Below are 24,529 nucleotides of genomic sequence, written 5' to 3'. Positions count from 1 at the left end.
ATGGAAATGGACGGAACGCAACTGGGCCAAGTGGAATGGGCCATCAAGGGGGAACTGATCCTCAACTGTAACTGCACGGTGTTCTGCCCCTGTGTGGTTAGCCTGGGCGATCACCCGCCCACCGAAGGGTATTGCATGGGTTGGGCCGGCATCCGTATCGACAGCGGCAATTATGGCGACGTCGATCTGTCGGGTCTGAATGTGGGCCTGCTGCTGGAGATCCCGGGCCGGATGGGTCGTGGCAACTGGAAAGCAGCTGCCTATATCGATGACCGTTCGGATGATGCTGCTTTTGAAGCGCTCTGCCACATCTTTACCGGGGCGGCCAAAGGCACCACCGGTCTGTTCAAGATGCTGGTCAGCGAGTTCCTTGGTGCCGAGCGCGCGCCTGTGACCTTTGAAACTGAAGGCAACAAGCGCCGCCTGATCGTCGGCAAAGCCATCAAGGGCGAAGTCGAACCGGTGCCTGGCAAGGGCGGGGCAGATCAGGTGATCACCAATACCAACTACTGGATGGGACCGGATATCACCGTCGCCAAGGCCAATGTGGCCAAGGTACGCGCCTTTGGTCGCGTGTGGGACTTTGACGGCAAATCCGCAGAGATCTGCCAAATTGACTGGAAAGGCCCCGGTCGCTGAAGCGACCGGAGGTTCTGACAAGGGAGCACGCCTCGTAATGGCCCTGATTTCCCCTTCCCGCCGCTTGCGGCGCACGCCCTTTACCCCTGGTGTCGAAGCCGCCGGGGTGAAGGGATATACAGTTTACAACCACATGCTGCTGCCGACCGTCTTTCGGTCGGTGGAAGAAGACTATCGTCACCTGAAGACGGCTGTTCAGGTCTGGGATGTGTCCTGCGAGAGGCAGGTCTCTATCCGAGGGAGAGATGCCCGTCGTATGATGGAGCTTCTGTCCCCGCGCGACCTGTCGAAAATGCAGGACGACCAGTGCTACTATATCCCGGTTGTGGACCGGGCCGGCGGGATGCTCAATGATCCGGTGGCCGTGAAGCGTGCCGATGATCACTATTGGATCTCGATTGCCGACGGTGACTTCCTGCAATATGCGTTGGGTGTTGCGGACGGGATGGGGCTCGACGTGGAGATCACCGAACCGGATGTTTGCCCGCTCGCCATACAAGGACCGAAAGCCGACGATCTGATGACACGGGTCTTTGGGGATCAAGTGCGCGAGATCCGGTTCTTCCGCTACAAGGAACTGACCTTCGAGGGACATCCCTTCGTGGTGGCCCGTTCGGGCTATTCGAAACAGGGTGGCTTTGAGATCTATGTGGACCGTGCCGATCTGGCCATGCCGCTATGGGATGCGCTTTTCGCTGCGGGCGAGGATCTGAATGTGTGGGCAGGCTGCCCCAACCTGATCGAACGCATCGAAGGTGGGCTTTTGTCTTTTGGCAACGATATGACCCGTGAAAACTCGCCGTTCGAGGCGGGGCTTGGCAAGTTTGTGAACGCAAGCGGGGATTACCTGGCAAAAGCCGGGCTGGCTGCACGGGCAAATCCGGATCGGATGATACGGCCGATCGAGATCGAAGGCGATCTGCCCCCCTGTGATCGGGCATGGCCGCTTTTTGCGGGGGACACTCAGGTGGGGAACGTGACCTCTGCCGCGCGGTCCCCTGATTTCAATACAAACGTGGCCATTGGCATGGTCGAGGCCGCCCATTGGGCGCCCGGCACCACGCTGCGGGTCGAAACACTGGATGGGGCTCATGTTGCCCATGTCCGCGATAAATTTTGGATTTGAGGAGAGACAAGATGTTCAAAGCTCTTGTGATGGAACAGAACGATGAGGGTCTGGCATCCGCCGAGATCAAAGAAATCTCAGAAGATGCGCTGCCCGAGGGCAACGTAACGGTCGCAGTCGAATACACGACCGTGAACTACAAAGACGGGCTGTGCCTGTCGGCCAAAGGCGGCGGGCTTGTGCGCAACTATCCTCATGTGCCGGGGATCGACTATGCGGGGACCGTAGAAGCATCTGACGATGACCGGTACAAACCCGGCGACAAAGTGGTTCTGACCGGTTGGCGCGTCGGAGAAGCGTCGTGGGGTGGATATGCTCAGAAGGCACGGATCAGCGCTGATAAACTTGTCCCTCTGCCCGCTGGTCTGGATACCCGTCAGGCGATGGCCGTCGGCACCGCTGGCTTTACCGCCATGCTGGCCGTGATGGCACTGGAAGATCACGGCCTGAAACCGGGCAACGGCCCTGTTCTTGTGACTGGCGCCGCAGGTGGCGTTGGCTCGGTTGCCACGGCTATTCTGGCCAACCTGGGCTATGAGGTCGCCGCTGTCACCGGTCGCCCGGATCAGGCCGATTACCTCAAATCGCTTGGCGCCACTACCATCGTGCCGCGTGAAGAGCTGAACGAAACCACCAAGCGCCCGCTGGAGAAAGAAACCTGGGCAGGCTGTGTTGACGCGGTTGGCGGCGACATGCTGGCCCGTGTTCTGGGGCAGATGAAATACGGCGCAAGCATTTCTGCCGTGGGGCTTGCCGGCGGTGCTGGGCTTCCGGCAACGGTCATTCCTTTCCTGCTGCGCGGTGTGAACCTTTTGGGCATCGACTCGGTGATGCAGCCATTTGAGAACCGCCAGCGCGCCTGGGAGCGGGTTGCCACGGATCTGCCCATGGACAAGCTGGAAGCGATGATCAATCCGGCCAAGCTGGAAGATCTGCCAGCACTGGGTGCGGATATCCTGAAAGGGCAGGTGAAAGGCCGCGTTGTCGTTGATGTGAACGGCTGATCCGCCTCAGACAAACCAGATTGGAGCGGCGCCGGAGCGATCCTGCGCCGCTTTTTGTTTCACTTGGCAACAACTATCCAAGGCATTGATATCATTCATGTGTTAAGCAGCGATCAAAATAGACTCTTCAGGATTTGTTTGCGACATGCGTGTCGCATTTGCCTCTTCAAGGGTCTTTTGAACTCATGCGTTAGCCAGAGACCAAGACAGGGTGCCCCCGACTAGGCAAGTAGGAAGGGTGCCCATGGTACAAGAAAATGAAACGGATTATGAGGTCGGGCAGGACAACGTCCAGATCTTTGGTCTCGACTTTCACAACCCGGTTTTCGGGATTTCCGCAGCGGTCATTCTGGCTTTCGTGTTTTTCACGCTGGTGTTTCAGGATGGGGCGTCGGAATTCTTTGGTTGGTTGCGCCCGGCGCTGACCAGTTCCTTTGACTGGGTGTTCATGCTGGCAGGCAATATCTTTGTCCTGTTTTCACTGATCCTGGTGATCAGCCCCTACGGTAAGATCCGTCTGGGTGGCGCGGATGCAAAACCGGATTACAGCTATATGGGTTGGTTCTCGATGCTGTTTGCCGCAGGCATGGGCATTGGCCTGGTGTTCTGGGGTGTTGCCGAACCGATTTCACATTACGGCAGCTCGCTGGGTGGCGTTGCGTCCGAAGCGGGCGCGCGCACCGACTGGGCGCCGTTGGGGGCGGCAGTCGACAACCCGGAAGCGGCACGGGATCTGGCGATGGCCGCGACGATCTTTCACTGGGGGCTACACCCTTGGGCGGTCTATGCGGTGGTGGCTCTGGCTTTGGCATTCTTCAGCTTTAACAAAGGCCTGCCGCTGACCATGCGGTCGGTGTTCTATCCGATCTTTGGGGAAGCCACCTGGGGTTTTGCCGGTCACGTGATCGACGTGCTGGCTGTATTTGCCACCATCTTTGGTCTGGCCACCTCGTTGGGTCTAGGGGCATCGCAAGCGCTTGCCGGTCTGAACTATCTCTTTGATGTTCCGGTCTCGGACGGCATGAAAGTCTTCCTCATCATCGCGATCACGGCCTTTGCCCTCATTTCGGTTGTGGCAGGTCTCGACAAAGGTGTGAAACGCCTGTCCGAGGTCAACATGGTGCTCGCGGCTGTCCTGTTGATCTTGGTGATTATCGTGGGGCCGACACTGGCGATCCTGACCGGGTTCTTCGACAACATCTGGGCCTATGCGGTGAACCTGCCGGCGCTGTCGGGTGTGATCGGCCGTGAAGACACCAACTTCATGCAGGGTTGGACAGCCTTCTACTGGGCATGGTGGATCAGCTGGTCCCCTTTCGTGGGCATGTTCATCGCGCGCATCTCGCGTGGGCGTACTGTGCGCGAGTTCATCACCTGCGTTCTGATCATCCCCACAGTTGTGGGCGCAATCTGGATGACGGTCTTTGGTGGTGCTGCTTTGGATCAGGTGATGTCGGGGGCAGGAGAAGCCCTGTCGGGTGCGTCTCTGGAACTGAAAATGTTCACCATGTTTGACGCCTTCCCGATGACCGGGATCCTCAGCTTCATCGGCATCGTGCTGGTCATTGTGTTCTTCGTGACCTCGTCGGACTCGGGCTCGCTGGTGATCGACCAGATCACCGCGGGCGGCAAGACCAACGCACCCACAGCACAGCGTGTGTTCTGGTGTATCCTCGAAGGTGCCATCGCCATCGCGCTTTTGCTTGGCGGCGGTCTGGCAGCCCTTCAGGCAGCGGCGATTGCAACGGGCTTTCCCTTCGCGATTGTGCTGATGCTGATGTGCGTGTCGATCTTCCTCGGCTTGCGCAGCGAGCGTAAGAAATAAACGGATCATCCACACTGGATTTACCAATTGGAAGGGCTCCCAACCGGGGGCCCTTTTAATTTGATCTCTTGACCGTTTTGCAATCACTGGCTAGCAATTCCCGTGAATATGTCATGTGCCACCTGCGCATGGCTGCCCGCAGAGAGACATCCTGCGTGGCTGGCTGGAGGACCTGCCGGAACGGGAGCACCCGGACCGCGGTCTGATGCTCCCAAAAGCGAAATGCGGTGGTTGAGTGCCGCGAAGTGGGAGCAAGAGATGAAAGATCTTGAAAACACCAACCTTGATGTGAGCTGGGTGCGTAGCCAGTTTCCGGCCTTTGCTGAACCTGTGCTCGAAGGGCAGGCCTTTTTTGAAAACGCGGGTGGGTCTTATACTTGTAAACCGGTGATCGACCGGCTGGCGCGCTATTACATCCAGCGGAAAGTCCAGCCTTATGCACCCTATGAGGCGTCCTTGCTTGCAGGCGCCGAAATGGACGAGGCGCGGACCCGCCTGGCGGCGATGATGGGGGTTGAGACCGACGAGCTGTCCTTTGGTCCGTCGACCACGCAGAACACCTATGTTCTCGCCAATGCCTTTCGCCAGTACCTCTCGCCGGGCGATGCAATCATCGTAACCAACCAGGATCACGAGGCCAATACCGGCCCGTGGCGGCGCCTAGCCGAAGAGGGGTTTGAAATCCGCGAATGGCAGATCGACCCCGAGACCGGGCATCTGGATCCGGCAACGCTGGATGGCCTTCTGGATGAGAAAGTGAAATTGGTCTGTTTCCCGCATTGCTCCAACGTGGTGGGGGAGATCAACGATGTGAAGGCGATCTGTGCCAAGGCGCGCGCGAACGGGTCTTACACCTGCGTCGATGGGGTCAGCTATGCGCCACATGGGTTTGTGGATGTGGACGAGTTGGGGCCGGATATCTATCTTTTCTCCGCCTACAAAACCTATGGCCCACATCAGGGGATCATGGTGATCCGCCGCGCGCTTGGTGAGGTGCTGCCCAATCAGGCGCATTATTTCAATGCGGGTTCACTCTACAAACGCTTTACACCTGCCGGGCCGGATCATGCCCAGATCGCCGCTTCGGCGGGCATGGCGGATTACATGGAGGCGCTGGCCACACAGCATGGAGTGTCAGAGCAGGGCGCAATTGCGGCACGCGCCGCACATAATTTGATGCGGGGGCATGAAGTGCGCTTGCTGCAACCCCTGCTGGACTATGCCAAAGCCAAGAACTCGGTGCGTTTGCTGGGGCCAGATCAGGCCGCAAACCGCGCCCCCACGGTGGCGCTGGCTTCAACGATACCCGGTGAAGAGCTTGCAACCAAACTCGCCCCCCATGGCATCATGGCCGGAGGTGGGGATTTCTACGCGGTGCGGGCATTGGAAGCGCAGGGTGTGGACCCGGCCCATGGTGTGCTGCGGGTAAGTTTCACCCATTACACAAATGAGGCCGAAGTGACCAAGCTAATCGAAGCACTTGATCGCGTTCTGTAAGCCCGCAAGCAGGGGCGGTTTCTGCACCCGCAAAACCGCCCCCTTGTCCGCTCCCCCCTGAACCGCCTAGCATTTAGGGAATGAAAACATGGATTTCGGGGGGAACCATGATCCTGACAGATGTGAAAGGGCAGGCTGATCTGCCCCGCTATTTCGCCCGTGTTTTTGAGAAAGCGGGCCAAATGAATACCGGACAGATAGATTTTGTCCTGCCGGACGGGCGCAGATTTCGGGCCTTTGGCGCGCGCGCCGGGCAAGTGGCCGAAATACATGTGCATGACCCGGATGTGTTTGCCAGATTGATCCGCGAAGGGGATCTGGGGTTCACCGACGCTTATATTGAAGGGGGCTGGTCCACCCCGGATTTGCAGGCCCTTCTTGATTGGATTCAAGATGATAACGACATGATCTATGACGGCTTTCCGGGCCTTATCTTTGTACGGGCCTATGAGCGACTGCGCCATCTGATGAACTCGAATTCGAAAAAGCAGGCCAGGAAAAACATCAGCCACCACTATGATCTGGGCAACGATTTCTATCGGCTGTGGCTGGATGACACGATGACATACTCCTCTGCTCTGTTTCGGTCCGGGCAGGAAAGCCTGGAGCGGGCACAGGAACAGAAATACGCCTCGATGCTGGACCAGATGGGGGTGGGACCCGGCGACCATGTGCTTGAGATCGGATGTGGCTGGGGTGGCTTTGCCGAGTTTGCCGCGCGCCGCGGGGTGCGTGTCACCGGCCTGACCATTTCGCAGGAGCAGCATGATTTTGCTGTGGAGCGGATTGCCCGCGCGGGGCTGTCTGATCTGGTTGAGATCCGAATGCAGGATTATCGTGACGAGACCGGCACCTATGATGGGGTGGCTTCGATTGAAATGTTCGAAGCGGTGGGCGAGAAATACTGGGCCACCTATTTCGATACGGTGCGCAACTGTCTACGCCCCGGTGCGCAGGCCGTTTTGCAGATCATCACCATCACCGAAAGTCGCTTTGAGCAATATCGAAAAGGTGTTGACTTCATTCAGAAATATATCTTTCCGGGGGGGATGCTGCCCTCCAAGACACGGCTGCAGGAAGAAATCAGCAAGGCGGGGCTGGCGTTTCGTGACCAGATCACCTTTGGCGAAAGCTATTCGGTCACCCTGCGGCGCTGGCATGACGTGTTCAACGAGAAATGGTCCCGTGTTGCGCGCCTTGGATTTGACAACAGGTTCCGCCGGATGTGGAATTTCTATCTGACCTCATGTGCGGCCGCCTTTCACTCGGGCAATTGTGATGTGGTGCAAGTGACCTTGCAAAAACCGGCGTGACCGGGTGATATATGGGGCATAGATGACAAAGGTCCCGCAAGAGGACCTCAACTCGTAGAGGAGATCGAGTATGCCCACCGCTGCAAAACTTGTTGCCGGAGTATTTTTCGCGGCATTGGCCTATCTTCTTGCGGACATGATCAAGCCGTATCTGCCCGATGGACGGTCCTACGCCGCTTTCTCACCTGCGTTTGCTGCACTTGGATTGTTGGTTGGCTGGCGCTTTACCGGGCAGCGGCTTGGCCGAGGGCTGGGCACGGTGGTCGGCATCGGACTGTCCTCGGGATTTCTGTTGTGCCTTTGGGGGCTGATCCTGTTTTCTGGATATGAAATGGTGCGCATGTCAATGCGGAAGGCTTATGATGGGCCGGTTGAAGCAATGAAGGGCATGATTGGGATCGCCGTGGATTATGTGCTGTTGATTGCCCCACAACCAGATGTGATGGTCGCTCTTGTTCTGGGCAGCCTGTTTGGCGGATGGTTGACACGGATCACCTCGTCGCGCTGGTCTTGATAATCAGTTGGCCTCATTCGGCCCGATCTAAGGTAACACCATGAGAAACCTGTTTTTTTATGGCACGTTGTGCTATCGCCCCCTGCTTGATCTGGTGCTGGAGGGGGCGGCGCATTCGGCGCGCCCAGCCAATCTGGCGGATCACGCGGTCTATTGGGCCAAAGATCAGATTTTTCCAATGATCCGCCCCGAAGCGGGCGCGCATGCAGCGGGGATGCTGGTCACCGGGTTGACAGAAAAAGCGATTGCGCGGCTGGATCATTATGAGGGCGGATTTGCCTATCAGCTGGCCACTATGCAGGTGGAAAGTAACGACGGACGGCATGACGCAGAGGTCTATTTCCCGGAAGAGGGGCTGTGGTCTCCCGGTGTGCCATGGTCGCTTGAGGACTGGGCAGCGGAATGGGGAGAGATCACGCTGGTAGCGGCGGAAGAGGTGATTTCTTACATGGGCCGATTGTCCGTCAAAGAGGTGGCTGATCGTTTCCAGATGATCCGGCTCAGGGCCGCCTCGAAGGTGCGTGCACGCGCCACTCCTTCTCCTGCTGATCTGCGCAGCTCATGGGGTCCGGACAGGGTTCAGGTGGCCCATCGTTCCCGACCATACACCAACTATTTTGCGCTCGAAGAGGAAGACCTGTCTTTTCCGCGGTTTGATGGCGCGATGAGTCCGTTGGTCAATCGTGCCGCCTTTGTCGGCGGGGATGCGGTCACGGTGTTGCCCTACGATCCCAAACGCGATGCGGTTCTGGTGGTCGAACAATTCCGTATCGGCCCGTATATGCGCGGCGATCTGCATCCTTGGGTTCTGGAACCCATCGCCGGGCGCATTGATCCGGGTGAGGGGCCAGAAGAGACAGCCCGCCGCGAAGCAGTGGAAGAGGCAAATCTGACAATTGGTGATCTGGAGCATGTGGGGAATTACTATCCGACCCCTGGTGCCGTCACCGAATACCTCTATTCTTACGTGGCCCTTTGTGATCTGCCAGAAGATGCAGCAGGACTGGGGGGAATGCTTGGTGAAGCAGAGGATATCCGCAGTCATGTCATATCTTTTGAACGGCTGATGGAGCTGGTGCGAACCGGCGAGGCCGACAATGCGCCATTGCTTCTGTCTGCCTATTGGCTCATGCAAAATCGCGATCGTTTGCGCGGGCCTTCTTGAAGTCGGCGGCGTGGGCACTTACACATGAGAAAACTCAAACCCACGCGCGACATTTAGGGGGCATCATGGACATCAAACAGGACCTTGCGGCAACGGTGGGCAACACGCCCCTGATCCGCCTGAATGCGGTCAGTGAGGCCACTGGTTGTGAGATTTACGGCAAGGCTGAATTCATGAACCCGGGCCAGTCGGTCAAGGATCGTGCGGCACTCTACATCATCAAGGATGCAATGGCCCGCGGGGATCTGAAACCGGGTGGCACAATTGTCGAAGGCACGGCAGGCAACACCGGCATCGGTCTTGCACTGGTTGGTTCGTCGATGGGCTTTAAAACGGTGATCGTGATCCCGGAAACCCAATCCGAAGAAAAGAAGGATATGCTGCGTCTGGCTGGTGCCGAACTGGTGCAGGTGCCCGCAGCCCCGTATCGCAATCCAAACAATTATGTGCGCTATTCAGGGCGATTGGCTGCAAAGCTGGCCGAGACCGAAGCCAATGGCGCGATCTGGGCCAACCAGTTCGACAATGTGGCCAACCGTCAGGCCCATGTGGAAACCACGGCCCCGGAAATCTGGGCGCAGACCGATGGCAAGATCGACGGGTTTACCTGTGCGGTAGGCTCGGGTGGTACGCTTGCAGGTGTGGCCGAAGTGTTGCAGCCCAAAGGGGTGAAAATCGCCCTGGCTGATCCGATGGGGGCCGCGCTTTACAGCTTCTACACCACGGGCGAATTTAAGGCCGATGGCGGTTCGATCACCGAAGGGATCGGGCAGGGGCGTGTAACGGCCAACCTCGAAGGGTTCACCCCGGATATGTGTTTCCAAATTCCGGATGCCGAAGCGCTGCCATATGTCTTTGAACTGGTGGAACGTGAAGGGCTGGTTCTGGGGGGCTCTTCGGCGATCAACATCGCAGGCGCCGTGCGCATGGCGAAAGAGATGGGGCCGGGCCATACCATTGTGACGATGCTCTGCGACTACGGCTCTCGCTATCAGTCGAAACTATTCAACCCGACCTTCCTGAAGGAAAAAGATCTGCCGGTTCCAGAGTGGCTGGATCGTGATCCTTCGCTCTTGCCTGAGGTCTTCGAGGACGTTTGATGTTGCGAAACTATTTGGCCCTTTGCCTTGTGGCGCTGACCTTTTTCGGGTCCGCTGCGGGTGTAATGGCACAAGAAGGCGTCTCAGGTAATGGGACGCCTCTTTCTGTTGGGCTGACCCAAACCAGCCAAAATGAAAAGCCACCTGCCTATGTCCTGACCCGTGATGGCAGCCCCGACTATGATTCCTGGGGACGACTGGCCACCCGAGTAGAGCAGGCGTTGGAAGTCGGACGGGCCTCAGACAAGGTGTTGCGCGACCTGCGCGCCGAGTTGAACGAGTGGCGGGCATTGTTTTCAAAGGCTCAAAGCCAGCATTCTGTGCGAATACACACGCTCAAAACCCAGATCACCACGCTTGGTCCAGTACCTGAAGACGAACGGGTAGAGCCTACAATTCTGTCACAGCGCCGCGCAGAGCTGACGGAAGAGCTTAACGCGGCTCAAGCCCCGGTGGAAATCGCAGAAGAGGCCTATTCGCGTGCGGATGTCCTAATTCGCGAAATCGACAGCCTGATGCGCTCGCGTCAAGCCGACCTTTTGCTGGAGCTTGGGCCAACGCCTCTAAATCCGGCCCTTTGGCGAAATGCCCTGTCTGATCTGCTCACTTCGTTGAACCTTGCCCGCACAGAGCTAAGTGCGATTTGGGGCAGCGATGCACAGCTCAAGGATTTCAAACAGGACTTTCCGATCACGCTTGTGTTGCTGATCGTAGGCTTCGTGCTTTTGATACGTGCTCGTCACTGGGTCATGCAGACCGGAACCTATCTGCGCCGCCGCCGCCATGGGGCGTCGCGTGGTGTTGTGGGGTTTGTGGTGTCGCTGGGTCAGGTGGCAGCCCCCCTTCTGGGGATCTATGCGCTGATCGAGGCCCTGAACCTTTCTGGCATTCTTGGATTGCGCGGGCAGGTCATTGCCGATGCTTTGCCCGCAGCAGGAGCGTTTGTCTTCGGGTCACTTTGGTTGGCCAACAGGGTGTTCGGGATTGAAGGTGCGAGCTGGACCGTGATCGAGATGCCCACCTCCGTCGCCCGAGCCGAAGCCAAGGCCAATGTGGCGTTAATGGGGGTGATGCTGGCGATCTGGGTGGTATTAACCCGGCTGTCCGATCATGAAACCTATGCTGCCGAGACGCGGGCTGTGTTGCAATTCCCGATCTTGGTTCTTGTTGGGGTTCTTTTGGTGCGTATGGGGCGCCTCTTGCATCTGCATGCAAAGATGAATTTGCCGGAAGAACAGGCAGGAAATTTCCGCGCCAATGTGATGCATCTGGTCAGCACGCTGACAACGCTGGTGGGCTTTGCAGGGCCGATTTTGGCCGCAGTCGGCTATTCCAAATTGTCGGCTGCCTTCCTGTTCCCATGGATAATGACCCTTGGGGTTCTTGCCCTCCTTGAGGTCCTGCACCGCTTCTTTGTGGCGATATATGGCACGATCCGCGGCCAGGATGAGACGGAGGCTCGTCTGGCATTATGGCCCATCCTGACTTCATTTATCGTGGCGATCGCGGCCTTGCCCCTTCTGGCGCTGATCTGGGGCGCGCGAACGACGGATTTGACCGAACTCTGGACGATTGTGATGGGGGGGATCCAGTTGGGCGATGCGCGGATCACCCCGCGCACTTTCATGGTGTTTGCCATGATTTTTGTGGTGGGTTACACGCTCACCCGCTTGCTGCAGTCGATGCTGAAAACATCGATCCTGCCGAAAACCAAGATGGACATCGGCGGGCAGAATGCGATTTCTGCAGGTGTCGGATATGTGGGGATCTTCCTTGCGGCACTGATCGCGATCACATCCGCGGGGTTGGATCTCAGTTCTGTGGCCATAGTCGCTGGCGCTCTTTCGGTGGGCATAGGGTTTGGTCTGCAAAACATCGTATCCAACTTCATCTCCGGCATCATTCTTCTGGTCGAACGTCCGATCTCTGAGGGGGACTGGATCGAGGTTGGGGGGCAGATGGGCTATGTGCGCGATATCTCTGTGCGCTCAACCCGGATCGAGACCTTTGATCGTTCTGACGTGATCCTACCCAACTCTGACCTGATTTCAGGCGTTGTCACCAACTATACCCGCGGAAATTCGATCGGCCGGATCATCCTGCCGGTGGGGGTCGCCTATGGAACCGATACGAAACGGGTTGAAGAGGTGCTGCGCGAAATCGTCGACGCCCATCCGATGGTGACCGTCGAACCACCGCCTTCTGTGCTTTTTGTTGGGTTCGGCGCCGATTCACTCGATTTCGAAATCCGCGCAATATTGAGGGACGTGAACTTTTCGCTGTCAGTGAAAAGTGAACTGAATCATGAAATTGCCCGTCGCTTCGTTGAAGAAGGGTTTGAAATTCCGTTTGCACAGCGCGATCTGTGGATCCGCAACCCCGAAGCGCTGCGTCCAGAAGGGCCCCGCGAGAAACCGCCCTCCGAAACGAAAGCGAAAAAGACCGTCACGGACTCCTTTACGCTAGAGGATATGCAAGACACCGCGGATGACGGTGTGGTCGGAGATGCAGATGAGTGAAGCGCTCTACACGAAGGATGCCTATCTAAGGGACGCCCCGGCGCGCGTGTTGGGGCATACTGAGCAGGGCGGGGTGCTTCTGGATCACTGTCTTTTCTATCCAAGAGGTGGCGGGCAGCCAGGAGATACCGGGCGCCTGAACTGGAAGGGCGGCGAAATGGCCGTTGCAAACACAGTGAAATCCGAAGAAGGACCCGTTTTGGTGCCAGCCGAAGGCGAAGCGTTGCTTCCGGTGGGGACTGAAGTCACCCAGAGGCTGGATTGGGATCTGCGCTATCGTCACATGCGCATGCATACAGCCCTGCACCTTCTTTCTGTCGTGATCCCGCTGCCAGTTACTGGCGGCCAAATAGGCGCCGAGAAGTCGCGTCTGGATTTCGCGATGGAGCAGCCTCCAGAAGACAAACAGGCATTGGAAGACGCTCTGAACGCTCTGATCGCCCGCGACCTTTCGGTGACGGATCAATGGATTACAGATGATGAGCTTTCTGCCAATCCATCGCTGGTAAAAACCATGTCGGTCCAGCCGCCGAAAGGGGCAGGGCAAGTGCGTTTGGTGCGGATCGGTCTGGATGATGAGCAGATCGACCTGCAACCCTGCGGCGGCACTCATGTGGCACGCAGTGGCGAAATCGGCAAAATTCGCATTGGAAAGATTGAGAAAAAAGGCAAACTCAATCGCCGAGTTGCCCTGCATCTGGTGGATTGATTGGCATCGATAAATATCCCGCCATCGTTTTTCACCAAATGTAAGAAAGATGCTTGAAACCCCCAGACTTTCTTAGTAGCTACACCGGCGGAGCGGTGGCCGAGTGGTCGAAGGCGCACGCCTGGAAAGTGTGTAGGCGGGGAACCGTCTCGAGGGTTCGAATCCCTTCCGCTCCGCCACTTAACTTTTCAAAAGATGATCTATGGCGCTGATTCAACGGATTTATGCGGCTGAGTTTGGTATGACGCCAGTGCACGTAAGCGGATTGCAGTCGCGAAACGGAATGGTGGGGGGAGTTCGGGTTCAAAGTATTTCCCATGATTTAGGAACCGCGAAAACCCTATCGTAATCTATTGAATTTCTAGTCTACAGCCTTGTGGCTTTGAGGGCCGACAGTTGGTCAGTCGTAACTGTTGCCACCGGCAAATTTGTCCTAGATTAACGTTGATTGTCCGACAATATGCGAGCGCGGGTCAGGAAATGGGTCGTTCGCCCATTGTCCAGGCTGAACCCGGCACCGGTCCCGGGGCCTGCGTCCAGGATCAATTGAGAATTCTTCCAGATGTCTGCGATTGATGGAGAGGCCCATATTCCTGCACCATCTGCATCGCCGAGTTTGACTTCATTTGCGCCTATTATGATGTCGCTGGTGCGGTAGCACATGGGACCCGTACCATCACAGCAACCTGCTGAGATCTTGAATAGGACATCGCCATGTTCAGCCCTCAACTCCTCGAGAAGTTCAAGAGCTGCATCTGTTACAACGACTTTTTCTGATGAGGTCATCCTTTCAATCTCCCTGTGTTGCCACGTCAGCGTAACGCGGCAACACAGGGAATAGAATGCGACAAAGGTCTCAGAGCGTGTAAGGTTGCACTGGATCAGATTTGATCTTGAGACGCGGTTTCTGGAACGTGGATCACTCTGAAACCTTGGTATTGTCCTGGGTGGTGATGCTGCCCAGATACGCGAGAATGAAATCCTGAACTGTACGATCTTCAATACCGACATGGCGCATTTTCGTGCCCGGCATAAACCCGGCATTGTCTTCCATCCATGCGCGAAGAGCAGCGGGTGTCCATACGATGCCCGAAGCCTCCAAGCTGGTAGAATAGTCATAATCCTGAATGGTTCCCGCGCCACGCCCAACGACGTTTTCAAGCGGTGGACCATAGCTTGGATCTGAAGAATCCGGTGCATGACACTTGCGGCATTCGGAGTTGTAGAGTTTTTCACCTGCTTCGATCTTGACCTTGTCAAAGGTGGATTCTGCTGCGGCAGGGGATGTCATAAGCGCGAGACATATTGCGCTGAGAGTATGGGAGAGATATTTCATTGGAGCCTCCGATTTTATACCCGGATGATAGGATCTGCTAAGTCGATACTGTTTTGACGCAGGTCAATAAAACGAGGCTATTTCTCTACGACTTTAGTCGTAGAAAGATTGTAAAAACAGGGCTTTCGGGTGTTGTGAGGCGGGGCGAACGCTTTTCAGATTATACGGAAAGTGCCCCGCACAAGGACCTGAAGATGCGTGCGCCTGTGGCTGATGAATGGCATTGGCAGCGTAATACTCGGGCCGTGGACATTTCCCGATCAGGCCTGATCGCCGTCCGTCTTCAACTCCGTCAGTTTTGCTCTGAGTGCCGCATTCTCAGCTTGAAGCTCGGCCGTATAACGTTCGGTTGCTTCATTTGCGATTTCAACGGGAACAAAGGGTGGGATGTACTTGGTGCAATTCCAATCCATGGCAACAACCTCAACTACAAGAAGCCGTTCAGCAGGTGTACCGGCCGCAGAAAAGTGGTTTATAATCGAAGGGTCAGCCTCATCCAGAGGAGTCAGACTCGCGCGCCCCTGAAGCTTCATCCGTGTCTGGCGCATGTAGTCCATCAAAAACAATGACACTCTTGGGTCCTCGGCGACATGCCCCATGGTGATGAATTGCCTGTTGCCGACATAATCCAAACAGGCGACGCGGTTGGGACCGATCACTTTCAAAAATCCCGCAGGCCCTCCGCGGTGCTGAACATAAGGCCATCCGTCTGAATTTACGCTCGCAATATAGAAACTTTGGCGCGATTGGATAAATGCTACGTCATCAGGACCAAGCGCAGACTGAGTTCGACGCTGATAGTTGCTCTTGTGAATATCGTGATATCCCTTGGCTTTCTGGATTTCAGCGACCTGCCCTCGAAACATCAGCTCAGCGTAGTCTTCCATTTTCTTGCTCCTGTCTGAGGTTGGATCGTGACATCGGGAAATCGTTCAGAGAAGACCGACAACCCGAGCAGCCGTTACTTTCCCAAGAATGGCATAGCCTACATTCTAAGCGATCTCACTCAAGTCGGGTCTCCTACCAAAGTCGGGGATGCTGAATGGAAAATTAGTGTCCATGCTCCCTCTATCCAAATTTCAATCACCATCTAGGGAGGAGACGTTATGAACGAGATGGCACAAGAGGCAGGCACCTTCGCTTCGCCTTTCAAGTCGCGTTATGACAACTATATTGGCGGTAAGTTTGTTGCACCGGTTAATGGGAAGTATTTCGAAAACACCACCCCGATCACTGGCGGAGTGGTGTGTGAAGTTGCCCGTTCCGATGCGGCAGATGTCGAGTTGGCACTGGATGCTGCCCATGCTGCGAAAGAAGCCTGGGGACGTACGTCGGTTGCTGAGCGCTCGAACATCCTGTTGAAAATTGCTGATCGGATCGAGGAAAATCTCGAAGCCATCGCAACTGCAGAAACCTGGGACAACGGTAAGCCGATCCGCGAGACCACTGCTGCAGACATTCCGCTTTCAGTTGACCATTTCCGCTATTTTGCAGGCGTTCTGCGTAGCCAAGAAGGGTCGATGTCGGAAATCGATGCAGACACCGTGGCCTATCACTATCACGAACCTCTGGGTGTGGTTGGACAGATCATTCCGTGGAACTTCTCGATCCTGATGGCGGCATGGAAACTGGCCCCAGCGCTGGCTGCTGGCAACTGTATCGTTCTGAAGCCGGCTGAGCAGACACCCGCTGCAATCATGGTACTGATCGAAATCATCGCAGACCTATTGCCGGATGGTGTTTTGAACATCGTCAATGGTTACGGTGCAGAAGTTGGCGCCCCACTGGCCCGTTCGAGCCGCATCGCCAAGATCGCATTCACCGGTTCGACTGAAACCGGTCGTTTGATCATGCAAGCAGCGACTGAAAACCTTATTCCGGTGACCCTGGAGCTGGGTGGCAAGTCGCCCAACATCTTCTTCTCGGACGTTATGGCCGAAGATGATGCATTCCTGGACAAAGCCGTTGAAGGCTTCGTTCTGTTTGCCTTCAACCAAGGCGAGGTTTGCACCTGCCCAAGCCGTGCGCTTGTTCAAGAAGACATCTATGAAGAGTTTATGGCGCGCTGCATCGAACGCGTGAAAGCGATCAAGCAGGGTGACCCGCGTCTGGCTGATACGATGGTCGGCGCTCAGGCCAGTCAGGAACAGCAGGACAAGATCATGTCCTACCTGACTATTGGTCGTGAAGAAGGTGCTGAAGTTCTGGTTGGTGGTGACGCTGCACGGTTCAACGGTGACATCTCGGGTGGCTATTATATCCAGCCCACCATCCTGAAAGGCCACAACAAGATGCGCGTCTTCCAGGAAGAGATTTTTGGACCGGTCGTGTCGGTGACTACTTTCAAGGACGAAGAAGAAGCGCTGCAAATTGCCAATGACACCATGTACGGTCTTGGTGCCGGTGTCTGGTCGCGCGATGCGAACCGCTGCTACAGGTTCGGCCGCGCCATCGAAGCTGGTCGCGTATGGGTAAACAACTACCACGCTTACCCGGCACACGCAGCCTTCGGCGGCTATAAGCAGTCGGGCATTGGCCGCGAAACTCACAAGATGATGCTGGATCACTACCAGCAGACCAAAAACGTCTTGATGAGCTACAACCCCAATAAGCTGGGTTTCTTCTAGGACGCAACCTGTCACGGAATTCTCTCCCCGCTTGCCGTGACAGACTGTCCAACCCGCCTCTTCGGAGGCGGGCTTTCTTGTTCCCGATAGCAGTTGCAGGTTCGCTATGGCTGCGAGGGGGTACGGCGTGCAAGGAGCCTTCCCACAAGCTCTTGCAGGTCCACGATATCAAGAGGCTTGTGGCGCAAAAACACACCTTGGCTGTGGGCTTTACGTTCCAATTCTGTCGAGCGGTCCGCAGTCAGCAGAATGGCCAGCAAAGGTCCGTGCTGGGCACGCAGGTTCTTGATCAACTCAAGCCCGTTTTTGTTCTCGTCGAGATGGTAATCTACAAGAAATATATCCGGGATCAGTCCCAGCTCGGCGATCTGCGCCTCGGCATCCTGCTGAGAGGCCGCAATGATGGGTGCAGCTCCCCAGGTTTCAAGCACTCGTTCCATAGCATCGCGCACCGAAGGATCGTTTTCGACCACCATGATCAGAGCATTCTGGAGCGAGCTTGGGAGATCCCGGTTTGGCTCTATGGTGTCGACAGGAAGTTCATCCTGCTTGGCATGTGGGACGGTGACACAAATCGATGTTCCTTCTCCGACAACTGAGGTCAAAGCCAGATCATGTTCTAACATCAGGCAGGCGCGCTCTACGATCGCGAGCCCCAGACCCATTGCAGATTCCGAGGACTGGCTTGGATCGGATCTGTGAAATTCTTTGAATACGAGCTCTTGCTCCTCGGGTGCAATACCGATGCCAGTGTCGATCACATGCACATCAAGCCTGTCGGCGTGGTGGCGAACGCCGACCAATACCCGACCCGTGTCGGTATATCTGATCGCATTTGAAACAAGATTTTGCAGGATGCGGCGCAAATAAACCGGATCAGAGTTTACACGCGCCGACGAGCGTACAACTGTCAGTTTCAACCCCTTTTCCGCTGCGGCGTCAGAAAACTCATCCAGTAGCCGGTCAAATATCTGATCCAGCGAAAAGTCAGAAATATTGAGGTTGACCTGCCCGGAATCCAGCTTTGAAATATCCAGTAGGGCACCCAATATCGACTCAACTGATTGAAAACTCTTTGATATTCTTCCTACGATCGAGTTCTGCTTCTGGTCGAGCTCTGTGTGCTCCAGGGATGAAATGAACAGTTTTGCGGCATTCACCGGCTGCAGCAAGTCATGGCTGGCAGCTGCAACGAAACGCGATTTCGACGCGTTTGCACGCTCTGCGAAATCACGGGCAGCGCGTAGTTCGTCGGTTCGTTCAACAACACGCTGTTCCAGTGTTTCGTTGACCTGATGCAGATCTTTGTAGGTCTGACGTAATTTGGTGACATCGTTAAAGGAGACCAGGAAAGACCCGTCCGCCATTTCCTGCCCCATCACATCGTATTGGAAGCCATTCACGGCTTCTAATTCACAACGTAGAACTTCACGCCCTTTCCCGAAACAGGCCCATTCAAACACGACCTGCGGCTGGTTATCTGCGAAGAATACAAAGCCCGGCACAAACAGATGTTCGAACCTGGTCAAACGCATTCCGGCACGTGCCAGGCGGCGGGGTATTTTCAGGATTTCAATGGCTGCATGGTTCCACTCAACAAGTTTGCAATCCGCATCGAAGATCAGAACGCCCTGTTCAATGTGTTCGAGCGTCGCTTTGACGATCTTTGCTTGTTGATCCAGAATTTTTGCACGCTCCTCTCGCTCAAGGCGCGTGTGGTCGGTGATGTCGGTTTGCAGGACGATGGTGCCCCCATCGGGGGTGCTTTGCTCGCTGATTTGCAGCCAGAGGTCATTTTTAAGTTCGAGTGTGAAGTTCACAGAATTGCTTTTGTGAACCTCGATCCGCCGATTGACCCAATTTTCCACTGACAGGTTTTTCGGCCGGAAGAAATGCTCGCTGCTTGCGGTCAGGCGGATGTAGTCTTCGAAGCTGATCCCCCGTTTGATCTCACTTACGACATCCTCGAACAAGGCTGAGAAGCGCGAGTTTTTCATCACGAGCTTCTCGTTGGCGTCGAAGATCGCAAATCCTTCCTGAATAGATTCAACTGATGTTGAGAGATCTCGTCTGGCTTTTTCGGCTTCCCGCTGAGCAACCGCAAGCGTTGCATTGGTTGCATGGAGCACATCAAGCGCTTCTTCGAGTTTGTGCGTGCGTTGTTGCACTTCACCTTCCAAGGCAATTGCTCGCTCGAAATGCATAAAACCCTGCGCGCGGTCCACTGTCTCGCGCTCAACACGCGACATCAGCTTGTCGACGATCACCTTGAGTTTTTCATTTTCGCGTTCAAGGCTATCGGAGGCCTTTAGAAGACCATCTGTGGAATGTGGTTCACTCATAGGCTGGCGGGTATATTGCGATCCCTGTCAATGTTTGGTTCACATGCAGCATGTTATGCTGCTCCCCATAGGTGGAGAACCCAATGACACGGTGTTTCTTTAGCTGGGCGGACATGTTGATGATTTCTTGTTTCTGTTCGGCCTCCAGACGCCTGAGGATACAGTCGCACGCAAAAATTAATTCAGGTTCATGTTCTTCGGACAGCTTCTCGAGCACTGACTGAAGATGATCGGTAATACTACTTGCATTCGCGACAGTCAGAACCATTCCCTCATCAATCGAAGCAAAGAACCTGAGATGCCCGTTTTCTTCGACCCGTTGGATGGCGCGCACATGGTGTTGGTCTCCCACAGAAACAACAATCGGGTGCGATGCAAAGATAAACGGAGACAATTGGTTGGGATCGATACCAACGATCCTTGCGTATTCGGGGGCCGCGGGTTCTGCGTTTATTTCAGTTACAAGGCGCAGCTCCGGAATTGCACCGGTCACTACCAACCGTTTATCCGATGGTTCGAAGTGATCTTCTCGGAAAACCTTAAACCGACAATTGCTGCGAACGATCAGCACAATTGCGGCGTTGTTCCTGATCAATCCGTTGTAAAATACCGGCGCACTTTCGAACCGCAGTCCATCTCCTGATGAACCACCAAACAATTGCGTCGAACCAAGGGCCGTCGAGATATTCAGGACAAATGCGTCCTCGCGTCGGGACATGCCGTCAACAAGCAGGAAGGCAAATTCGTTCTCGAAGTCCTGCCGCTGCGCTTGGGCAGCGTGGCGCAGCGCAAGAACGTCACGACCCCTTGCAACTTCATCGGGGTCATCAATGGCCTCAAACATGCGGGCGCTTGCGGCGAAATGGGTCTGCGGGAAGCCAAGGGCGACGATTTTGTTTTCGCTGTATCCTTCGTCGCAAATTTCTCCGGCGGTCCGCGCACCAAGGATGTGTGGGGCGTTGATTTTGCCTTGCAGATTTGCAGTGAAAGCTTCCAGATCCACGTCTGGAGATGCCAAAACAATCACACAGGCGAAGGGGGTATCCCCTAACGCCTCAACCAGTTTTGAACCTGGATCCGTTTCATCCGTAACATCGATAGACACGGTTGCGACAATGCGCGCGTGAAGCTCGTCCAATCAACACTCCTCCCTGAAAAGCCGGCTTATTTTAGCTCTCCCCTGACAAAGAAGCATAACTGACTTTCTTAGCCAACAACACCGCTTGCGTTCTGTTCTGGACACCAAGCTTGCGCATGATCGCGGTGAGGTGGGCTTTCACCGTTGTCTCGGCAATTGAAAGGTCAAAGGCGATTTGCTTGTTTAGTTTGCCTTCGCAGATCAGGTTCAGGATTACGGATTGTTGCGGTGTAAGGCTTGCAAGTTTCTCTACGACGTCATGGCTTGCTTGCGATCGTAAACCACCCTGAGGAACCACAAAATCTTCGGGAGTGTAAATTTCGCCGTCGGCAACAAGTTGGAACGCACGAACAAGCTCGTTCCGCGGGCTGCCTTTAGGAACGAAGCCAACGGCACCTGCATCAAGAACACTTGTTGTAATGCGATTGTCCGATATGGATGAAACAACGACGATTTTCGCGTCAGGCGAGGCTTGTTTGAGCCTGATCAGACCATCAATTCCATCTACATCAGGCAGGTTCAAATCCAGAACAATGAGATCGGGCAAGGTGTGGTCGACTCTCACCAGCGCTTCTTTAAGCGTAGCGGCGGTCTGGATGATGGGGGCGTCGAATATCTCTCCGACAGTCATCGCCATGGCGTCGCAAAACAACGGGTGATCGTCGATCAACAACAGCTTCAATTGGTTTGTTTCTCCGACAATCGGCATGACGACCTCAGCCATTTGCTCCAACGCCTCCTAATTAAATAACGAAAATGCGGAGCCTGCAAGGTACAGGCTCCGCAAGCAATTGCTGATCAGTTCATGACCGGAACTCTGAAGACCCAGATCGAGCCCCCTTGGTTGAGGAAGTTGACCTTTTTGGCCACTTCACCACCCCAGAGCGGAACGGCGCCGCCCCAACCGGAGGCTACGGAAACATATTGCTGGCCGTCTTGTTCCCAGGTTACGGGTTGCCCAACGATGCCTGAACCGGTCTGGAACTTCCACAGTTCTTCACCTGAATCAGCATCAAATGCCTTCAGGTACCCTTCGGGTGTCCCGGTAAACACAAGACCACCAGCGGTTGCCATTACGCCACCCCAAAGCGGTGCATCGTTCTTGTATTCCCATTTGATATCGCCGGTATTCGGGTCAATCGCCTTCAGAGAGCCGATATAGTCTTCGAAGATCGGTTTGATCGTAAAGCCGGAACCAAGGTAGGCAGCACCTTCCTTGTAGCTGACTGGCTCGTTCCAGATATCCATGCCCCATTCGTTCGATGGAACGAAGAACAGACCATTATCCGGGCTGTGCGCCATCGGCATCCAGTTCTTACCACCCAAGAAGGACGGAACCGAGAACACCACATTGCCTTTGCCACCGTCAGCAGCGTCAGCCGGGTTGCCGGGGCGATTTTCTTCGTTGTAGATCGGGCGACCGTTTTCATCGATGCCTTCCGCCCATGTGATATCTTTCACGAAAGGAGAAGCCGACACGAACGCACCATCTTCACGGTTCAGGACGTAGAAGAAGCCGTTACGATCCGCTGTGGCATAGCGCTTGTTGCCCTCAGCGTCGACGAAGGGAACAACTTCATTCACACCGTCAAAATCCCAACCCTCGCGCGGGGTGGTCTGGAAGTGCCACTTGATCTCGCCGTTCGCCGGGTCGATCCCGATACGCGAAGCAGCATAGAGGTTATCACCAGATCCGTCGTTTTTGTCGCCTGCATCGCGCAACCAAGAGTTCCACGGAGCAGGGTTGCCAGCGCCGAACACAAGCGTGTCGGTATCGGCGTCGTATGATCCACCAAGCCAGGTTGCACCACCACCAGTTTTCCAAAGATCACCGGGCCAGGTTGCGTTCAGCTCGCCGGTCATGGTGCTTTCTTCGCCGTTCAGCGTGCCCATGTGCCCTTCGATGACAGGGCGTGTCCATACCACGTCGCCGGTTTCAGAATCACGCGCTTGCACTTCGCCCACAATTCCGAATTCACCACCTGAGTTGCCGGTGATCACCAGACCGTCCACGATAAGCGGGGCCGAAGTATATGAGTAACCAGCTTTGTAGTCAGCGATTTTGTCTTTCCAGACCACATCGCCCGTTTTCAGGTCAAGCGCGACAATCCGGGCATCGAGGGTGCCAAAATAAATCTTGTCGCCATAAATCGCACCGCCACGGTTGATCACGTCACAGCATGGCAGGATACCTTCAGGCAACCGGGCATCATACTGCCAAATCTCTTCACCGGTTTCGACATCAATCGCATAAAGACGCGAATAGGAACCGGTCACATACATGATCCCGTCATAGATCAGTGGTTGCGTTTCCTGACCGCGTTGTTTCTCGCCACCCATTGAAAATGACCATGCCGGAACCAGGTGTCGGACATTATCTTTATTGATCATTTTCAAAGGACTAAAGCGCTGTAGGTGACGCCCCATCCCGTTCGTGACAATTTGATTGGTTATGGTCTGATCATTGGCAATGTCTTCTTCAGTCACGCCAGCGATCGACGCCGTCGCAGCGATCAACATCGCGGACGTCGTCAGTAGCAATTTGTTCATTCTTTCCTCCCATTCCGAGACCACAGAAACGTCTGATTTCTGTTGTGAAGAAACGTCGCGGAAAGTGGCGGTAAGCGGTATTGCCAATTGGTCGTATATGTTGCGCACCCCCTCTTTGCTTAGGCTTTGGGTAACTAGGGAGGACTGTTATGTTTGGAATAAAGAAAGTCGCGCTTGGTGCCGCACTCGCCTGCATGGCGCAGATTTCTGTCGCTGCCGATTTGCCTGTCATTCGTCTTGGCGCCTTGTCTTACGGCACCGTCAACTGGGAGCTTGATACGATCAAGCACAATGGCCTCGACGAAGCGAATGGCTTTATGCTTGAGGTCGTACCGATGGGGGGTGGAAACGCCTCAGACATCGCATTTCTAGGCGGCGAGATTGACGCAATGGTATCGGATGTAGTGTGGGCAGCACGCCAGCGCGCAGAAGGGCGAGACCTGAAATTCATTCCCTATTCAACTGCGGTTGGTGGCATCATGGTCAAGCCCGAAAGTGGCATCACCGACCTTGCAGGGTTGGAAGGCAAGAAAATTGGTATCGCTGGAGGTCCGCTCGATAAAAGCTGGCTTATTTTGCAGGCTTATGCAGAAAAAACCAGTGGCATCGAGCTTGAGGGAATATCGAAACAAGAGTTTGGTGCGCCGCCCTTGATGTTCAAATCGGCCCTCACTGGTGAAGTCGATGCGGTTATCAATTTTTGGCATTTCCAGGCTAAGGCCAAAGCTGCCGGACTGGTTGAACTCGTCTCGGTACAGGATGCGGCGGAAGCGCTCGGCCTGAGTGCGACAACTCCACTCTTGGGGTATATTGTCTCTGGTGACATGGACCCGGATCTTGCCAATGCGCTTTACACAGCATCACGGGCAGCCAAGGATATTCTGCGCGAAGAAGATGCGGCTTGGGAGGTTGTGCGCCCCCGTATGAAACCCAAGTCTGATGCGCAGTTTGATGCTCTGAAAGCCGGGTTCATCGCAGGCATTCCTCAAAGTGCTGAAATCGATTCTGATGCCGTAGAAGAAATGCTCAGCCTCATGGGGCAACTCGGTGGGGAAGAGCTTGTTGGCAAGGCGACATCAGTGCCTGCCGGTCTATTCGTCGGAAGCTAAGCCAGACAATGCGCCG

Annotated in this window: 20 protein-coding genes and 1 tRNA gene; 14 read left to right on the top strand and 7 right to left on the bottom strand. The window is 55.3% G+C overall.

What is annotated here, in order from left to right; translation table 11 throughout:
* The first annotated feature begins 6 nt into the window (after positions 1-6).
* From O2N63_RS11390 to O2N63_RS11335, 12 genes are all read left to right on the top strand, one after another.
* Positions 7-639 carry a DUF1326 domain-containing protein gene (locus O2N63_RS11390; RefSeq protein WP_408629812.1) on the top strand — a complete coding sequence of 211 codons (633 nt, stop codon included), beginning with the start codon at positions 7-9 and terminating at the stop codon, positions 637-639.
* A 37-nt stretch (positions 640-676) separates the two neighbouring features.
* Complete coding sequence (locus tag O2N63_RS11385) at positions 677-1,765, top strand: dimethylsulfoniopropionate demethylase (RefSeq protein WP_271054392.1); 1,089 nt, start codon at positions 677-679, stop codon at positions 1,763-1,765.
* Between the two features lie 11 nt (positions 1,766-1,776).
* Entirely contained in the window at positions 1,777-2,769 is a 993-nt protein-coding gene (acuI, locus tag O2N63_RS11380) for an acryloyl-CoA reductase (RefSeq protein WP_271054391.1), read from the top strand.
* 244 nt (positions 2,770-3,013) lie between these two features.
* Positions 3,014-4,594, top strand: coding sequence for a BCCT family transporter (locus O2N63_RS11375; RefSeq protein ID WP_271054390.1), 1,581 nt, complete (start codon positions 3,014-3,016; stop codon positions 4,592-4,594).
* Between the two features lie 258 nt (positions 4,595-4,852).
* A complete protein-coding gene (locus tag O2N63_RS11370) occupies positions 4,853-6,091 on the top strand; it encodes an aminotransferase class V-fold PLP-dependent enzyme (RefSeq protein WP_271054389.1) in 1,239 nt (412 codons plus the stop codon).
* Between the two features lie 107 nt (positions 6,092-6,198).
* Entirely contained in the window at positions 6,199-7,404 is a 1,206-nt protein-coding gene (locus O2N63_RS11365) for an SAM-dependent methyltransferase (protein WP_271054388.1), read from the top strand.
* Between the two features lie 70 nt (positions 7,405-7,474).
* Positions 7,475-7,918, top strand: coding sequence for a TrgA family protein (locus tag O2N63_RS11360; protein WP_271054387.1), 444 nt, complete (start codon positions 7,475-7,477; stop codon positions 7,916-7,918).
* Positions 7,919-7,958: 40 nt separating this feature from the next.
* The gene (locus tag O2N63_RS11355; protein WP_271054386.1) at positions 7,959-9,083 is read left to right on the top strand and encodes an NUDIX domain-containing protein; all 1,125 of its coding nucleotides are present in this window, start codon (positions 7,959-7,961) and stop codon (positions 9,081-9,083) included.
* A gap of 65 nt (positions 9,084-9,148) precedes the next feature.
* On the top strand, positions 9,149-10,183 hold the full coding sequence (locus tag O2N63_RS11350; RefSeq protein WP_271054385.1) for a cysteine synthase A: 1,035 nt from the start codon (positions 9,149-9,151) through the stop codon (positions 10,181-10,183).
* Positions 10,183-12,702 carry a DUF3772 domain-containing protein gene (locus O2N63_RS11345; RefSeq protein WP_271054384.1) on the top strand — a complete coding sequence of 840 codons (2,520 nt, stop codon included), beginning with the start codon at positions 10,183-10,185 and terminating at the stop codon, positions 12,700-12,702. Before O2N63_RS11350 ends, O2N63_RS11345 begins: the two co-directional genes overlap by 1 nt.
* The gene (locus O2N63_RS11340) at positions 12,695-13,411 is read left to right on the top strand and encodes an alanyl-tRNA editing protein (protein WP_271054383.1); all 717 of its coding nucleotides are present in this window, start codon (positions 12,695-12,697) and stop codon (positions 13,409-13,411) included. The genes O2N63_RS11345 and O2N63_RS11340 overlap by 8 nt, the downstream gene beginning before the upstream one ends.
* Before the next feature lie 89 nt (positions 13,412-13,500).
* A tRNA-Ser gene (locus O2N63_RS11335) sits at positions 13,501-13,590 on the top strand.
* Between the two features lie 259 nt (positions 13,591-13,849).
* Here the strand turns inward: O2N63_RS11335 and O2N63_RS11330 are convergent.
* From O2N63_RS11330 to O2N63_RS11320, 3 genes are all read right to left on the bottom strand, one after another.
* Positions 13,850-14,197 (bottom strand): DUF779 domain-containing protein, encoded by a 348-nt coding sequence (locus tag O2N63_RS11330; RefSeq protein ID WP_271054382.1) that lies wholly within the window; start codon positions 14,195-14,197, stop codon positions 13,850-13,852.
* Between the two features lie 133 nt (positions 14,198-14,330).
* Positions 14,331-14,747 carry a c-type cytochrome gene (locus O2N63_RS11325; RefSeq protein WP_271054381.1) on the bottom strand — a complete coding sequence of 139 codons (417 nt, stop codon included), beginning with the start codon at positions 14,745-14,747 and terminating at the stop codon, positions 14,331-14,333.
* Between the two features lie 260 nt (positions 14,748-15,007).
* Positions 15,008-15,634 (bottom strand): pyridoxamine 5'-phosphate oxidase family protein, encoded by a 627-nt coding sequence (locus O2N63_RS11320; RefSeq protein ID WP_271054380.1) that lies wholly within the window; start codon positions 15,632-15,634, stop codon positions 15,008-15,010.
* A 219-nt stretch (positions 15,635-15,853) separates the two neighbouring features.
* Here O2N63_RS11320 and adh point away from each other — a divergent pair, with 219 nt between their 5' ends.
* A complete protein-coding gene (gene adh, locus O2N63_RS11315) occupies positions 15,854-17,374 on the top strand; it encodes an aldehyde dehydrogenase (protein ID WP_271054379.1) in 1,521 nt (506 codons plus the stop codon).
* Positions 17,375-17,478: 104 nt separating this feature from the next.
* Here the strand turns inward: adh and O2N63_RS11310 are convergent, their stop codons facing one another.
* The 4 genes from O2N63_RS11310 to O2N63_RS11295 form a co-directional block, all read right to left on the bottom strand.
* On the bottom strand, positions 17,479-19,716 hold the full coding sequence (locus tag O2N63_RS11310) for a hybrid sensor histidine kinase/response regulator (protein WP_271054378.1): 2,238 nt from the start codon (positions 19,714-19,716) through the stop codon (positions 17,479-17,481).
* Positions 19,709-20,854 (bottom strand): FIST N-terminal domain-containing protein, encoded by a 1,146-nt coding sequence (locus O2N63_RS11305; protein WP_271054377.1) that lies wholly within the window; start codon positions 20,852-20,854, stop codon positions 19,709-19,711. The genes O2N63_RS11310 and O2N63_RS11305 overlap by 8 nt, the downstream gene beginning before the upstream one ends.
* 31 nt (positions 20,855-20,885) lie before the next feature.
* Positions 20,886-21,578: a response regulator gene (locus O2N63_RS11300; RefSeq protein WP_271054376.1), complete on the bottom strand. Its 693-nt coding sequence runs from the start codon at positions 21,576-21,578 to the stop codon at positions 20,886-20,888.
* A 74-nt stretch (positions 21,579-21,652) separates the two neighbouring features.
* A complete protein-coding gene (locus tag O2N63_RS11295) occupies positions 21,653-23,404 on the bottom strand; it encodes a PQQ-dependent methanol/ethanol family dehydrogenase (RefSeq protein ID WP_271054375.1) in 1,752 nt (583 codons plus the stop codon).
* A 149-nt stretch (positions 23,405-23,553) separates the two neighbouring features.
* Here O2N63_RS11295 and O2N63_RS11290 point away from each other — a divergent pair, with 149 nt between their 5' ends.
* The gene (locus O2N63_RS11290; RefSeq protein WP_271054374.1) at positions 23,554-24,513 is read left to right on the top strand and encodes an ABC transporter substrate-binding protein; all 960 of its coding nucleotides are present in this window, start codon (positions 23,554-23,556) and stop codon (positions 24,511-24,513) included.
* Positions 24,514-24,529: the final 16 nt, after the last annotated feature.

The organism is Aliiroseovarius salicola, from assembly GCF_027891095.1.
GTDB lineage: Bacteria > Pseudomonadota > Alphaproteobacteria > Rhodobacterales > Rhodobacteraceae > Aliiroseovarius > Aliiroseovarius salicola.
This window is presented reverse-complemented; position numbering and strand designations above follow the sequence as displayed.